The organism is Marinitoga piezophila KA3, assembly GCF_000255135.1.
Classification (GTDB): Bacteria; Thermotogota; Thermotogae; order Petrotogales; family Petrotogaceae; genus Marinitoga; species Marinitoga piezophila.
In genome coordinates this window covers 579,781-595,784 of sequence record NC_016751.1, presented here as the reverse complement: position 1 = coordinate 595,784, position 16,004 = coordinate 579,781, and the positions used below count along the sequence as shown (strand labels likewise).

Below are 16,004 nucleotides of genomic sequence, written 5' to 3'. Positions count from 1 at the left end.
TTCACTCCTGTTTATTAATACCATATATTAATTATACATTTTTCATTTTCACAAAGTTTTTATGTATTTTGCTATAAAGCTTTTGATTTTGAATTAATTCATTGTGTGTTCCTTTTTCAATTATTTTTCCTTTATCTATAACTATTATCTCATCTGCTAATTCTTTTATAATATTTATCTTATGCGATATTATTATTCCATTTTTGTTTTTTATATATTCTTTTAATATTTTGAGATTTTTTTCTTCAGATATCGCATCAAGACTTGTAAATGGTTCATCTATTATAAATGGCCCATTATGTTCTGGCAACAAAAATCTTGCCATACATACTCTATTTTTTTCACCACCGGATATTTTTTTACCTCTTTGCCCTAATTTTCTATTTCCCAATTTCTCAAGTTCCAATTCTTTTATTATATTTTCATATTTTTCCAGTATGTAGTAATCACGCGAGAATAATATTTCAGCCACAAATGAGACATTAATTTTGTTATCTTTTATTTTTTCAATTATTTCATATAGAAGATTTTCTTTCTCTACATAACAATCATTAATATTAAAGATTTCATATATCATATTTATATATTCATAATCAAGATTTTTTAAATTTAAAGGCTCTTTCATTGTCTTTATTTTTTTTATAAGTTTAAATAATTGTGCTTCATAATTTTTTAATTTTTCCATATATTCATTTTTAGATAGTCCAATTTTTCCAAGGGTTACATTAAAATTTAAATCTTCATCGAATATTTCCATTTCCTGTGAATAATATCTTATACTGGAATAAACAAAAGGTTTATGTATATTTCTTACATCTTTATTTCCAAATTCCACATATCCTCTAAGCGGTGAAATTTCTCCAAAAATCATTTTTAATATTGTGCTCTTTCCCTCTCCTGATAATCCAACAAGCCCTATTTTTTTATTTATCTCTAAATTAAGATTTTCTATTATTTCTGTATTAGAATATGAAAATGAACAATTGCTTATTTTTATTTTATTGTTCTCAGGTAAATCCAATTTAGGTTTCTTTAAAAGATTGTCTTCTATACGTTTGTAAAACATTTCGAATTTATTTATATTGGAATATATTTCCTGAATTGAATCTATGGGTTTAAACACTATAGGGAAATATGATAATATTGCTATAAATGCTGATAATTCAAGATTTCCTTTCTGTATTTGAAACATTGAAAGTATAAAAAATATTGTCAATACTATATTTTTTATTGCTACTATTGATGAATTACCAAATATTGATGCATATGATGCTTTTTTAAAATAATTATCTCTTTCTTCAAATAATTTATATATCCTATTTTCAAGCTTTAATATATTTCCATATCCGCTTATACTCCTTTTGTTTTCAATAAATTCCAGTACTTTTGGATTTGTTTCAAATACCAATTCTCTTGCTTTATTGAAATTACTTATATGAATTTTGTTTGTTATCTTTATTATTGAAAAAATCAATATATAAGAGCCTACAATTAATAGTGGAAATGTTAATGTCCATTTTGCAGAAATTATCAATGCAAATAAACTTACTATAATACCTATAATCATAGAAAAATAATTCTTTTTTAATAGCATAGCTATTTGTTCTGAATTACCAAAAAGACCTGTCATATATGCGCCAGGTCCTCTTTGGTCAATAATTTTATTACTTTGTCTTGTTATGGATGTCAATAATTCATATTGTATGCGTCCCTTCAAATTTCTAAATAGTTTTTCTAATAATAATGATTCAATTATATATATCAACGAAATGGTTAATCCTGATATAAGAAAAATAAATATTAATCCATTTTCTAAATTACTCTTAACAATAGCGTCTATTATATTTTTTTGGAACAATGGCAAAATAATGGCAAGAATATTTGCAATTAGTGAGACTATTATTATTAAAAATACGCTTCCTTTTATTTTATTTCCTAATCTTGAATATATGAAATTTATAATATTTTTTATCTTTTTCATATTCAACTCCTTTCAAGAGAATATAAAAAACAAAAACGTGTATTTGTCAGTTAATATTTAAATTTTTGTAATTTTTTTATTTCTCTTCCATTTTTTAGAGGTCAGGCCGATTTATATATTTAAAGAAATATAAAGCATTTATTTAATGAAATTTATTTAGATAATTTAAATTTCACCTCTTATTTTGAATTTTACCATTTCTGACATGACTTGCAAGTGTTTTTTCAAAAATAAAAATCCGCTTTTTATCAGTATTTCAGAAGTTGATTTTTATTACATTTTAATTAACTCATGTAACATCGAAAAATCCGGGATTTTATTTCGTTTTTTAAAATACTTTTATATTCATTATTTTGTCTTTTTCTTAATTTTTTATTATGTTACAAGAGAATGTTAATTTTAAAGTTTCTTACTTTCAAAAAAGATTAGTAAAAATAGTTTTAACTTTTTGTAAGTTGGAGATTAAAAGAGTATTTGAAGAAAACTGAAAGGAAATTATTGAATTCTGAAGATGTTGAAGATACAGAATATAATATTTCACCATTTTATTTAGCAAGAAAAAAACTCATCACTGAGCTTTTTAAGAAACCAAAGAACTTTAAGGAATTTGTTTTTAATTATTTTAAGCTCAGCGATGAGGAAATGAAAGTTTTTGATATGTTTTTAAAAAATTGCGTTCGATACGATATTAAATGGCCAATTACTCCTTATCCAAAAGGGAAGGTTCGTGATTTTGCTCTTAAATATGGTTTAGGTTATAAGCGTGTTGCTTTAGGATATTATTTTTTTGAAGATGATGAAAGAATTTTACTTGATAATATTATTGAGAGGTTTTTAAAATAGACCTTCCAGAATTTCTGGAAGGGTTATCAGATTGAAGAATCCTGCACTTCTATGTGCAGGATTCAATTTTTTGATATGGAGTAGGTATATCAAGTACTTTTTCAACAGCGGTTATAGCATTATATACAGAGTTTTCAATATCGAAATTTTTAATATAATTATCGATAAAAAAAGCATCAAAAATATCTCCAAGTCCGGTGGTGTATTTTGCCTTTTTACCATTTGAAGGATATAATTTATTATTATAATAAACGCCGCGTATTCCTGCTTTTATAATATCAATTTTTTTATTAAATAATTTAGCTTCATTTTCATTTCCTAAAATAAAGACATTTTCAGAAAAGGAAATATCATTAATTAAAAAAGGTCTTGGTCCTATATCTATAAATATATAATCATAGTTTAAAGCTAATATTTTTTCAATATTTTTTATAGATATTTCACTTGTTATTACAGCAACTTCGCCATGTTTTTCAAAATCAGAAAATTCAATATCATTTATTTTTCTTTTTACTGCCAGTGGAATATCGTTTTTGGAAATGAAAACAGCTGTTTCCTGATTTTTAATTTCCTTTATATTCTTAAAAGGTGTTTTTTCTTTTAAAAAGTTTCCCTTAAAGTCATTTCCTATAACTCCATTGAAATAAACCTCATTTCCTAATTTATATAAAGTATAGGAAATATTAAAACCGGAACCTCCAGGAAATTCTAAAATCTCACTTTTATGTGGTTCTTCTCCGTAAATATAAATGTCATAAAATATAGCGCCATATACATCTATTTTCATAATTATACCTCGATTAATTCGTAATCTCTTGTTCCAAGTCCTATTTTTTCTCCGTGAATTAAACCTGCTTCCCAATCAGCATTTGGATGAACAAATTTGAATTTATCTTCACCTACAAATTCATGTTGATGTTCATGAGAATATATTTTACTTCCAGGAAGTACCGGAGCACTTTTTACAAGATCAACACTGGCCATATCTAATGCAACTGGATCAAAAGATGCAGCAATTCCAATATCAGGAACAAGTGGATAATCATTATGTGACCAGCAATCACAATCTGGAGAGACGTTCATAATAAAATTAATATAAAAGGCAGGTTTATCCTTGACAATAGCATAAGTATATTCAGCAATTTTTTTATTCATAATTTCTGAAGCTTCATTCCATACTACCTGAGCAGCATTATATTGGCAAACAGCCACACATTGACCGCATCCAACGCATTTGTCATAATCAATTACAGCAACTCTATTTTCGTTTAGATGAATGGCATCATATGCACAGCTATTTACGCATATGCCACACCCCACACAGTTTCTTGTTTTTATAACAGGTTTTGAAGTAGAATGTAATTCGAGTTTTCCACCGCGTGATGCACAACCCATACCAAGATTTTTTAATGTTCCACCAAAACCAGCCTGTTCATGTCCTTTGAAATGAGCCATAGAAATTATTACATCACTTTCTGCAATTTCAGTTCCAATCTTTGCGGTTTTACAATATTCAAGATTTATTGGAATCTCTTTATAATTTGTCCCTTTTAAACCATCTGCAATTACAACATGACAACCAAGAGTATGTGGGTTAAAACCATTTTCGTAGGCACTTTCTAAGTGGTCTAAAGCATTTGAACGTCTTCCAGTATATAGCGTGTTTGCATCAGTTAAAAAAGGCTTTCCGCCCAATGACTTTATAATTTTTACCAATCTTGCAGCGTAATTAGGTCGTATATAAGCAAGGTTTCCAGGTTCTCCAAAATGAATTTTTATTGCTACAAACTTATTTTTAAAATCTATATTTTCAATTCCAGCTTTTTTCACCAATCTTTCGAGTTTATCAAGCAAATTCATTCCAGGTCTTGTTCTTAAATTGGTAAAATAAACCTTTGATGACATATTAACACCTCCAGTATTTAAATCCATTCAATATCAATTATAACATAAAATATGTGTTGAATATTATGGATAATATACCTTGATTTTTTGTGAAATTATATTTATGATATAATATTAAATATAAAATATATTCAAATATTTGAGGTGAGTTATGAAAAAGAGTATTTTAAATACTATGGCTATAATCCTTGTTTTTTTAGGTATTTTAGCAATTTCAGGTAACTTTTTTTTACAAATCCAAAAGGAACAAAAAAGCCTGGTTATTTTAAAAAAATCAATAGAAGTTATTAAAAATACATCTAATGCAATATTTCATCTTCAAAAGGAAAGAGGATATATGAATATGCATATATGTGGAGATGAAAATATTATAGAAAAAATCAAACATGAGCAAAAAGAAGTTGATTTTTATCTCAATAATATAGAAAAAGCTTTTGTGGACGATAGTTGTTGTGCAAATATTGAAAAAATCAAATACTCTATTGAAAATATTAGAAAGGAGAATTTTCAGAAAAAGAGTAATATAGATATATTTGTTGAATATACCAATATCATAAATGAATTATTGAGATTTTATTATTATCCATTAAAAGAAGATTCTTTTCCTGAGACAGCAAAAACTCTTTTATCTATATATCTAATAGAGGAAAATAAGGAATTTATCGGTGAATTTAGAGGAATTTTTTCTGCTCTGATTGTTGATAAAAGGCCACCGTCAGAAAGAGAATTATATATCATTAATAAGAGCTATTATGGATTAACAGAAATAATTAATTTTATGGAATTTCCATTTAGAGAAGAAACATTAAAAAAATTAAAAAATATTAAAAATATGGATCAATATAAAGATCTTGAAAATTATTACAAATCTCTTTTTAATTTAACTTATTATCATTTAAATGCTGGAGAGGTATTTGACAATTTATCAGAGCTTATTTCTTATACACAGGAAATAATTAATATTGAAATTAAAGAACTTGAAAGTAATGTGGCAAGTATATTAAAAGAAAAACAGAAGATGATAGTTCTTGATGCGGGATTTATATTATTTAATATAATTCTATTGACATTTATAGTATATAATTATATGGCTTTAAATAAAGTAAAAGAAAATCTTGACTACACGGCAACACATGATTCGCTTACAAAATTACCAAATAGAAAATTCTTTTTTGATAATGCAGAAAAAATGCTGGAATTGGGAAAAAGAAATAATTTAAAGTATGCAGTTTTATTTATGGACCTTGATAATTTCAAATCAGTAAATGATAATTTTGGACATGATAAAGGTGATGAATTACTAATTGATTTTGCCAATATTTTAAAAGCACATATGAGAAAATCAGATTTAATAGCAAGATTTGGTGGAGATGAATTTGTTGTTTTAATGCAATATAAAGAAATAGAAGATATAACTCTTGTTATAAAAAGGATTCAGGAGAGTACAAAAAGGGAATATAAAATAAAAAATAAAAGCTTTATTGTAACTACGAGTATAGGAGTTTCATTATTTCCTGAACATAGTCAGGGAATTGAAGAATTGCTTAAATTAGCGGATATGGCTATGTATAAAGCTAAAAAACAAAAAAATACCTACGTAATATATGAAATGGAGGAGAAATAATGACATTTTTTGAAAGATGGAAAATGAGATGTCCCATAATTAGATTTATTGAAAAAATAAGGATGAGAAAAGTTAAAATAAAAGTAAAGGATATAAACTTAAAAAAATAAATTTAATATTTAATTAAAATTTTTGTAAATCTTTTTTGTTAAACTACAGCAAAAGTTAATATGTATAACGAACAAACGGAGGCGCAACCAAGAAGAGTAATCTATCTATCGCCCGGGTAGGCTTGGGATAGATGAAAGGCGAGGTTGCCGAAGGGTACAGGACTTACCCATCCTGTATGCCTGGTTATATGGGGAATACCCATGTAACTGTCGCATTTGAGAAAATGCGGAGAGCCGTTTGGAATAAAGGTTGTTATATGCTGAAATAGTATATAACATAGATTATTTCAAATATAGGGTCTTCCGTATTTTCGGAAGACCTTTTTTTATATAAATTTTTAAGGAGGAGAGAGAATGAAGGTTGGAATTGTAGGCGCTACAGGTGAGGTAGGTAGAACAATGATAAAAGTTCTGGAAGAATCGAATTTAAAAGTAGATGGATTAAGGCTATTTGCTTCAAAAAAATCAGCAGGTAAAAAATTAAAATTTAAAGATAAAGAATATACAATTGAGGAAATATCAGAAAATGTTATGAGAGAAAAATATGATTATTTATTGTTTTCGGCAGGTGGAAATGTTTCAAGGAGATATGCACCAATTGCTGCTGAAGCTGGAAATGTAATTATTGATAATTCATCAGCTTTCAGAATGCAGGAAAATATACCATTGGTTGTGCCAGAAATAAATGGTGAAATAATAAAAAATTACAAAGGAATAATTGCAAATCCAAATTGCTCTACTATTCAAATGGTCCTTGCATTATCTGAAATTCAGAAACAAATAGGAATAGAAGAAATATTTGTAAGTACTTATCAGGCAGTTTCTGGAGCAGGTAATAAAGGAATTCAAGAATTGTTAAATCAACAAAATGGAATTAATAATACAGCCCATTTTCCGGATATAATTATGAATAATGTAATTCCGCAAATTGGTCCTATATTGGAAAATGGTTTTACTGAAGAAGAGATGAAAATGGTTAATGAAACAAGGAAAATTTTTAATGATGATTCGATAAGTGTTTATCCTACTGCAGTTAGAGTTCCTGTATTATATGGGCATTCAGAAAGCGTAGTTTTCAGGATAAAGAAAGATATTCCTTTAGAAACAATTAAAAATCTTATTTCCGCAACAGAAAATGTTGTATATACAGAAAAGTTGTTAACTCCTTTAATGGTTGCTGGAAGTAATATAACCTATGTTTCACGTTTAAGAAAAATGGGAAAAAATACCTTTTTAATTTGGATAGTTGCCGATAATGTAAGGGTTGGAGCTGCAACAAATGCGGTAAGAATATTATTAAAACACCTGGAAATGAGGGATTAAATGAAAAAAATACCTATACCTGAAGAAAAAATTTATGAATTATCTAAAAAATATCCAACACCATTTTATATATATGATGAAAAAGGAATCATAGATTCATTAAAAAGTCTTCAAAATGCATTTAATTGGTGTAATTACAAGGAATACTTTGCGGTAAAAGCAACGCCTACTCCATATATATTAAGAAAATTAAAAGAAAACAATTGCGGTATGGATTGTAGCTCTATGACAGAATTAATACTTTCAGAAAGGGTAGGAGCAGTGGGTGAAAATATTCTATTTACTTCAAATAATACTCCTATGGAAGAGTATAAAAAGGCATTGGAATTAAAAGCGATAATTAATTTTGACGATATTAATCACATTCAAAAGCTTAAAAGATTATATTCTCTTCCTGAAATTGGTTCTATACGGTATACACCTGAAAAAGCATATGGAACGGGAATTATAGGGAATCCTAAAGAAGCAAAGTTTGGGGTGCCATATAACAGGTTAATTGAAGGATATGAATTATTAAAACAAGAAGGAATTAAAAAATTTGGATTACATGCCATGATAATTTCAAATACTCTGGACATAAATATAATTGCTAGAAATACAGAATTGATTTTTGAAGCAGCTTTAAAAATATCCAAAAAATTAAATATAAATTTTTCTTTTATAGATATTGGTGGCGGATTTGGTATTCCTTACCATCCGCAGGAGAAAGAAATTAATCTTGAAGAATTGAGTATAAGGATTAAGGACTTATACTTTGAGTATTTTATAAAAAACAATATGAAACCACGTATTTTTACAGAAAATGGAAGATATATAACAGGTCCTCATGGTTACTTGATAACAAAGGTTTTGTATATAAAGGAAAGTTATAAAATATATGCCGGGGTAGATGCAAATATGTCCAGTTTAATGAGGCCTGCAATATATGGAGCGTATCATCATATAAGTGTGTTAGGAAAAAGCAAAACAAAAAAAGTTAGAAAATATGATGTTGTTGGATCATTATGTGAAAATAACGATAAATTTGCTATAAATAGAGAATTGCCAGAATTAGAGGAAGAAGATATTTTGATTATTCATGACGTTGGAGCACATGGCCATTCAATGGGATTTAATTATAATGGAAAATTACGTCCTGCGGAATTTATTTATGATGGTAAAGAATTTAAAATGATTAGAAGAGCAGAAACAATAGATGATTATTTTTCAACAATACAGGGAGGCGATATTTATGTTTAAAGGTGTAGGAACTGCAATTATTACTCCATTTGATAAAGATAAAAAAGTTGATTTTAAAGCATTAGAAAAATTTGTTGAATTTCAGGCAAAATATGTAGATGCAATTATAGTTCTTGGAACTACCGGTGAAGCACCAACAATTTCAGAGTATGAAAGAGAAAAAATTGTTAATAAAGTTGTTGAAGTAGTAGATAAAAAAATACCTGTAATTGTGGGGACTGGTTCAAATAATCCAGAACACGTAATTACGAATAATATGCTTGCTAAAAAGTCTGGTGCAGATGGGTTATTAATAGTTAATCCGTATTATAATAAATCCACACAAAATGGACTTGTTGAATATTACACATATATAGCCGAAAGAACAGATTTACCAATAATCTTGTATAATGTTCCTTCAAGGACAGGATCAAATATTTTACCAGAAACAGCAGTAAAAATATTTGAAAAAAATGAAAATGTAATTGGAATAAAAGAAGCAAGTGGAAATATATCTCAAATTGCAGAATTAATTTCAGTAAAACCGGAAGATATGAAAGTTTATTCCGGGAATGATGATCAGGCTTTACCTCTGATGGCTTTGGGAGGAGATGGGGTTATATCAGTATTTTCAAATGTTTTACCGGAAGTTATGAAAAAGCTTACTCATGCGATAATAAAAAATGATTACAAAACTGCACAGGAAATAAATAAAAAATATAATGTTTTAATGAGAAAGCTATTTATTGAAGTGAATCCTATACCGATAAAATATGCCGTTTCAAAACTTGGATATTGTAAAAATATTTTAAGATTACCGCTTGTTGAATTAAGTGAAAATTCAAAAAAGATAATTGATAATTTGTTTGAGGAGTTGGGAATATGAAGTATGGATTAATTGGAAGAAATGGAAGAATGGGAAATGAAATATATAATTTATTTTCTGAAAAGGGACATCAGCTTGTTTTTTCATATGATAAATCAGGTGAGTTTTTTGAAGAAAAACCAGAAATATTAATAGACTTCTCTTTGCCAGAAGCTTTTAATAAAGTTATAGAATATGTTGATAAATTTAAGGTTCCTTTAGTAATAGGAACAACAGGATTAGATGAAAATCAAATTAAACAATTACATGAAATTTCGCAAAATATCCCTGTTGTTCAAAGCTATAACTTTTCAATTGGAATTCAGGTTTTATTAAGGCTAACAAAATTAGCAGATTCATTATTAAAAGATGTAGATATAGAAATTTTAGAAACGCATCATAGATTTAAAAAAGACAAACCTTCTGGTACTGCTAAAATGCTAAAGGATGTGTTAAATAAAGATGTAAATATTTCTTCGATAAGAGTTGGAAATGTTCCAGGAGATCATACAGTTTATTTTGGTACGCTTGGTGAGGTAATTACTATTTCACATAGAGCATTGTCGAGAAGGACATTTGCAGAAGGGGTTTTGAAATCTGCGGAATTTGCAATAAAAAGCATAGCAGGATTTTATACATTCAATGATGTGTTCAATCTAACAATAAATTAATAAATGAGGTGATATCTATGAATTCATATGAGATAATAGAGTATATTGCAAAATCCAAAAAAACAACTCCTGTTAAAGTATATTTAAAAGGAGATCTTAAAGATTTGCCTTTTAATGATTATTTTGGTGATGAAAAAAGTGGAGTGTTATTTTGTGAATTAGAAGAGTTTGAAAGTTTTTTATCTGAAAATCGAGAAAAAATAGAAAATTATAAAATAGAATTAGATAGAAGAAATTCTGCCATACCTTTATTGGATTTGAAAAAAATTAACGCTCGAATAGAACCAGGTGCAATAATAAGAGATCTTGTGGAAATTGGAGATAATGTTGTAATTATGATGGGAGCTGTAATAAATATTGGAGCTAAAATTGGAAGCAAAACTATGATTGATATGAATGCGGTAATTGGTGGAAGAGCAATTATAGGAAACAACTGTCATATTGGTGCAGGAGCAGTTATAGCCGGTGTAATAGAGCCGCCAAGTGCAGATCCAGTAATTATAGCAGATAATGTATTAATTGGAGCAAATGCAGTTATTTTAGAAGGAATAAAAATAGGGGAAAATTCCGTTGTTGCAGCAGGTGCAATTGTAACCTCTGATATTGAGCCTAATTCGGTTGTAGCAGGAGTTCCAGCAAAAATAATAAAAAAAGTAGATGAAAAAACCAAGAGCAAAACACAAATTCTTGATGCTTTAAGAGAATTATAGGTGATAATATGAATATAGTTGTTCAAAAATATGGAGGTTCATCTGTTGCAACACCAGAAAAAATAAAATTTGTGGCGAAAAAAATTTCTAATAGAGTTCAAGAAGGCTTCAAAGTAATTGTAATAGTTTCTGCAATGGGAAAAACCACAGATAAGCTGATAGAGCTGGCAAAAAAAGTTTCCAATTCTCCACATCCAAGGGAATTGGATATGCTTTTAACAACTGGAGAACAAATGTCTGTTGCGTTATTGTCCATTGCATTAAATGATTTAAATATTTCATCAAAATCGTTAAATGCTTTTCAGGCAGGTATTTTTACAACAGGTGATTATAACAATGCAAGAATTCAAAAATTCAAAACAGATAAAATACTTTCTCTTTTTAAAATATATGATGTTCTTGTTATTACAGGATTTCAGGGAATTAATGAAGATGGCGACTATACCACACTTGGTAGAGGAGGTTCTGATACATCTGCAGTAGCTATAGCTGCTGCTTTAAATATTAATTGTGAAATATACAGCGATTTTGCAGGTATTTATACATTTGATCCTAAAATATATCCAGAAGCAAAAAAATTAAAATATATTACATATGATGAAATGTTGGAAATGGCAAGTTTAGGAGCTAAGGTGTTACATAGTCGAGCAGTGGAAGTAGCAAAAAAATTTAATGTAAAAATATACTGTGCCTCGACTTTTTTAAATGAGGAGGGAACATACGTGATAGCAGATAATATAGAAAATCCAGTTGTTACAGGAATGAGTATATTGGAAAATCAAACTCAGGTAACAATAACAAATCTACCACTTGATCATGAAAAGGTGTATAATATATTTGATAAGATTGCCCATAAAGGTTTTAATGTGGATATGATATCTATAATAAATATAAATAATAAATTGAATCTTTCGTTTACAATAATAGAAGAAGAAATGGAACATTTTGATAGATATTTAAAAGAAGCTCTGGAAGATGTAGATGGTTCTGAAATAAATTATGAACACGGATATGTTAAGGTTTCTGTTGTAGGAATTGGTATGAAAACAGAAAAAGGAGTTGCTTCAAGATTTTTTAGAGCTTTGAGAAATATACCTATAAAAATGGTTACAACATCTGAAATAAAAATTTCATGTTTAATTGAAAAGCAATATCTTTCAGAAGCTATAAATTCTATAACAAAGGAGTTTGAATTATGATTCTTGAAATGTATGATTATTTTGATATTGAAGTTGAAAAAGCAGAAGGAATATATATATACGACAAAAAAGAAAATAAGTATATTGATACATTTTCTGGAATAGGAGTAATGGCATTTGGACATTCATACAAACCATTATTACTAAAATTTCAGGAAAAAATGAAAAAATATATGCATATTTCAAATTTTTTTCTTGATGAAGATGCATTATATGTTGCAGAAAAACTCATATCTTTTACTGGTAAAAAAGGGAAAGTCTTTTTTACTAATTCTGGAACTGAAGCAGTGGAAGCAGCTCTAAAAGCAATAAAAAAGATTTCTCATAATAAAAAGAATAAAATAATTTATTTTAAAAACGGATTTCATGGAAGAACATTGGGAGCATTATCTATAAATGGTTTTGAAAACTTAAAAGCTCCATTTAGACCGTTGCTTTCAAAATGTCAGGAATTTTTATTTAATGATGTCAACGGATTTAATGATTATATGGAACATCATGGGGAAGAGGTTATTGCAATTTTTGTAGAACCAATTCAGGGTTCAGGAGGAATTATCCCCATAACTGATGATTTTTCAAAAGCAATTAATTTTTGGAAAGAAAAATATAATTATTTAATAATATCTGATGAAATACAGGCTGGAATAGGAAGAACAGGAAAATTTTATTCATATGAACATTTTAATTTGAAACCTGATATAATTACATTGGGGAAAGCCCTTGGTGGAGGATTACCATTAGGAGCTACATTATTTCTTGAAGAAACAGCTGAAATTTTAACAAAGGGTGATCATGGTTCAACATTCGCACCTAATCCAGTTTCAATAGCTGGTGCAAAATATATTGTTGATAATATTCCTCATATGTTAAATGATATTGAAGAAAAAGGTAATTATTTCTTTGAAAAATTAGAAAATTTAAATTCATTTAAAATTATGGATATTAGAGGAAAAGGTTTAATGATAGGAATCGAATTAGATGATTCATATCATGAATTAAAAAAGATTGCATTAAGTAAAGGATTATTATTAAATATGATTCAGAACAATTTTGTTATACGATTGCTGCCAGCATTAAATATCAAATATGATGAAATAGATAAAATAATTAATATTATGGAGGGTTTGATATGCTAAATGCTGTTGAATTAAGACATATTTTACATCAAAATCCAGAATTGGGATTTCAGGAAATAAAAACTACTGCAATGCTCAAAAAGTACATATCTAATTTAGCAGAAGCGTATGAAGTCGATATAAAAATTCATACACCATTAAAAACAGGATTGATTATAGAATATAGCCCTCTGGAAAATGAAAATGAATATATTTTATTTAGAGCGGATATTGATGCATTACCTATAAAAGAAGAAACAAATGCTATATTTAAATCATATAATGGAAATATGCATGCATGTGGTCATGATGTTCATATGGCAATTTTATATGGATTGATAGATTATGTTTTGAAAGAAAAAATTCAAAAAAATATTTTATTTTTATTTCAACCTGCAGAAGAAGGTGGAGGAGGAGCTTTAAAAATTATAGAAAGTGGTATATTTGATAAATTTAATATAAAAAGAGCTTATGCGCTTCATGTTACTGATGAATATGAAAAAGGAATTATTGCCACAACAGAAGGTATATTATTTGCATCGGCTGTTGAAATAGATATTGAATTTTTTGGTAAAAAGTCACATATAGCATTTCCACAAGATGGAATCAATGCATTTAATGCGTTAAGAACATTTCTTGATAATGTAGACAGATTGAATTTAAACCCTGTTGAGCCAATATTATTTGGAATTGGAAAGATAAAATCAGGAGATGTTAGAAACGTTATTCCTTCATATGCAAAAATAGAAGGAAGTATAAGATCATTAAGTTTGGAATATACAGATAAATATATAAAAAAATTAGAAGAAATTCTTAAATCAATTAAACAAAGCATGGGAATAAATTATAAAATAACTATTGGTTCAAGGTATAAGGAAGTAATTAATAACAAAAAATTGTATAAGGATTTTATAGAAAAAGTTTCAGATGATTTTAAAGTTATAGATTGTGGATATAAAATGACAGGAGAGGATTTTGGGTTTATTGCTGAAAAGTATCCGTCATTAATGTTCTGGCTTGGTACCAGAACTAATAAAAGAGTAGGTTTACATTCACCCCTTTTCTTACCTGATGATAATATTATTGAAATTGGAATAAAGGCATTTCAAAAAATATTAGTTTGATTTTTATAAACAAATTAGTTTCAATTTTGTAATTTTTGTGATATAATAAAAATGAGGAGCGATTATAATTAAAGTTTTTATAATAATAGGCGATATATATATTTGAAATTTTTGAAAGGGGTGGTTTAAAATGAAAAGAAACATTATTTTTATCCTTACCATATTTATGGTTATTACAGCATTTTCTGCCATTAACGCATTATCGCCATGGAACCGGGAAGTGAATCCGGCTTTAATAGCATGGTCAGCAAGAAATAATATTGAATTAGGAGGAACTTTAAACTTAGGAATAGTACAGGATGCAAATTTATCCTTTGAAGAAGCAATGGACTTGAATCTTGTTGGAAATATATCTGGTTTATATGATTTAGAAGAAGCTAATATTCTTGGAAGAAAACAAATTCTTGATTTATATTCAAAACTAAAGTTAGGTGCATTAGTAGTGGCTCCTGAATTAAATATAACAAATAAGGATTTTATCGATTATAACAAATTTCTTGAAAATTCATTATGGGTAACAGGAGGAGTTTATTTTGGATTAAAAGGAAAGGATTTTTCATTTGGAGCAACTGTAAAAAGTCATGTTCCTGTGTTTGATGTGAGATGTGATAGTGAAAGCGAAAAATTTATTGTAGTATCAGCATTTAAAGGAAGAATCCATGAACTTCCATATGACTATTCCCTTTTATTTGATGATATGAAGATATTTGAAGATATTGAAGATTTATCAGATAAACTTATGAATAATGGAATAATCACAATGGACATAGGATTTGTAGCAGGTAAAAATTACCCTGCAATAGGTTTTGGATTAAAGGATATTACAATTTCTCAGGGTAGTGATATATATAAATATGATACAAATTTTGTATATGGAGAAATGGACACTGAATATGTTGAATTTACAAACTTTGAAATAGGTAGCTTAACAAATGAAGAGCCATTTAAAAGTATGCCTCCATGGAAAATGACCTTCTTCCTGACATTACCTATAATATTTGATTTTGTTCCATTTATTGAATATGCACCAGATACAGAGGATACAGTATGGGGCGTTTCTGCGGGAAAAGCTTTATTCTGGGGATTATTACCAGTATGGGCAGAAATAAGAAATTACTCATATGATGGAGGAAATATAAATTTCTGGAGATTTGATGGAGGACTTGGAGTTAATGTTTTCTTTGGTGAATTAAATATATCAGTACAGTCAGAAGCACCAGATACAGACAAATTATTTGATGGTGTAAATACTGGATTAAATATTAATTTTGCTGTAGGATTTTAATGTATAAAATAAAAGCTCCCATATGGGAGCT

Annotated in this window: 14 protein-coding genes and 1 riboswitch; of the genes, 11 read left to right on the top strand and 3 right to left on the bottom strand. The window is 27.9% G+C overall.

Going from position 1 to position 16,004, the window contains the following annotated elements; genetic code table 11:
* Positions 1–31 precede the first annotated feature (31 nt).
* Positions 32–1,981, bottom strand: coding sequence for an ATP-binding cassette domain-containing protein (locus tag MARPI_RS02905; protein ID WP_014296104.1), 1,950 nt, complete (start codon positions 1,979–1,981; stop codon positions 32–34).
* Between the two features lie 474 nt (positions 1,982–2,455).
* On the opposite strand from MARPI_RS02905, the gene MARPI_RS02900 reads away from it, so the two are divergent.
* The gene (locus MARPI_RS02900) at positions 2,456–2,824 is read left to right on the top strand and encodes a hypothetical protein (RefSeq protein ID WP_041638463.1); all 369 of its coding nucleotides are present in this window, start codon (positions 2,456–2,458) and stop codon (positions 2,822–2,824) included.
* 49 nt (positions 2,825–2,873) lie between these two features.
* Here MARPI_RS02900 and MARPI_RS02895 read toward each other — a convergent pair whose 3' ends face one another.
* On the bottom strand, positions 2,874–3,611 hold the full coding sequence (locus MARPI_RS02895) for a PfkB family carbohydrate kinase (RefSeq protein ID WP_014296102.1): 738 nt from the start codon (positions 3,609–3,611) through the stop codon (positions 2,874–2,876).
* A gap of 2 nt (positions 3,612–3,613) precedes the next feature.
* Positions 3,614–4,729 carry a DUF362 domain-containing protein gene (locus MARPI_RS02890; RefSeq protein ID WP_014296101.1) on the bottom strand — a complete coding sequence of 372 codons (1,116 nt, stop codon included), beginning with the start codon at positions 4,727–4,729 and terminating at the stop codon, positions 3,614–3,616.
* Positions 4,730–4,880: 151 nt separating this feature from the next.
* Between MARPI_RS02890 and MARPI_RS10625 the strand changes: the two genes are divergently transcribed.
* From MARPI_RS10625 to MARPI_RS02840, 10 genes are all read left to right on the top strand, one after another.
* Positions 4,881–6,353, top strand: coding sequence for a GGDEF domain-containing protein (locus MARPI_RS10625; RefSeq protein WP_014296100.1), 1,473 nt, complete (start codon positions 4,881–4,883; stop codon positions 6,351–6,353).
* A 178-nt stretch (positions 6,354–6,531) separates the two neighbouring features.
* Positions 6,532–6,708: riboswitch (Lysine riboswitch) on the top strand.
* Positions 6,709–6,817: 109 nt separating this feature from the next.
* A complete protein-coding gene (locus MARPI_RS11075) occupies positions 6,818–7,786 on the top strand; it encodes an aspartate-semialdehyde dehydrogenase (protein ID WP_014296098.1) in 969 nt (322 codons plus the stop codon).
* Positions 7,787–9,025 carry a diaminopimelate decarboxylase family protein gene (locus tag MARPI_RS11070; protein WP_014296097.1) on the top strand — a complete coding sequence of 413 codons (1,239 nt, stop codon included), beginning with the start codon at positions 7,787–7,789 and terminating at the stop codon, positions 9,023–9,025.
* Positions 9,018–9,890, top strand: coding sequence for a 4-hydroxy-tetrahydrodipicolinate synthase (gene dapA / locus MARPI_RS02870; RefSeq protein ID WP_014296096.1), 873 nt, complete (start codon positions 9,018–9,020; stop codon positions 9,888–9,890). Before MARPI_RS11070 ends, dapA begins: the two co-directional genes overlap by 8 nt.
* The gene (locus tag MARPI_RS02865; protein ID WP_014296095.1) at positions 9,887–10,540 is read left to right on the top strand and encodes a 4-hydroxy-tetrahydrodipicolinate reductase; all 654 of its coding nucleotides are present in this window, start codon (positions 9,887–9,889) and stop codon (positions 10,538–10,540) included. The genes dapA and MARPI_RS02865 overlap by 4 nt, the downstream gene beginning before the upstream one ends.
* Positions 10,541–10,557: 17 nt before the next feature.
* Positions 10,558–11,250: a 2,3,4,5-tetrahydropyridine-2,6-dicarboxylate N-acetyltransferase gene (gene dapD / locus MARPI_RS02860; RefSeq protein ID WP_014296094.1), complete on the top strand. Its 693-nt coding sequence runs from the start codon at positions 10,558–10,560 to the stop codon at positions 11,248–11,250.
* 8 nt (positions 11,251–11,258) lie between these two features.
* Positions 11,259–12,449, top strand: coding sequence for an aspartate kinase (locus MARPI_RS02855; RefSeq protein WP_014296093.1), 1,191 nt, complete (start codon positions 11,259–11,261; stop codon positions 12,447–12,449).
* The gene (locus MARPI_RS02850; RefSeq protein WP_014296092.1) at positions 12,446–13,585 is read left to right on the top strand and encodes an aspartate aminotransferase family protein; all 1,140 of its coding nucleotides are present in this window, start codon (positions 12,446–12,448) and stop codon (positions 13,583–13,585) included. Before MARPI_RS02855 ends, MARPI_RS02850 begins: the two co-directional genes overlap by 4 nt.
* Entirely contained in the window at positions 13,579–14,688 is a 1,110-nt protein-coding gene (locus MARPI_RS02845) for an amidohydrolase (RefSeq protein WP_014296091.1), read from the top strand. Before MARPI_RS02850 ends, MARPI_RS02845 begins: the two co-directional genes overlap by 7 nt.
* A gap of 130 nt (positions 14,689–14,818) precedes the next feature.
* A complete protein-coding gene (locus tag MARPI_RS02840; RefSeq protein ID WP_014296090.1) occupies positions 14,819–15,973 on the top strand; it encodes a hypothetical protein in 1,155 nt (384 codons plus the stop codon).
* Positions 15,974–16,004 lie beyond the last annotated feature (31 nt).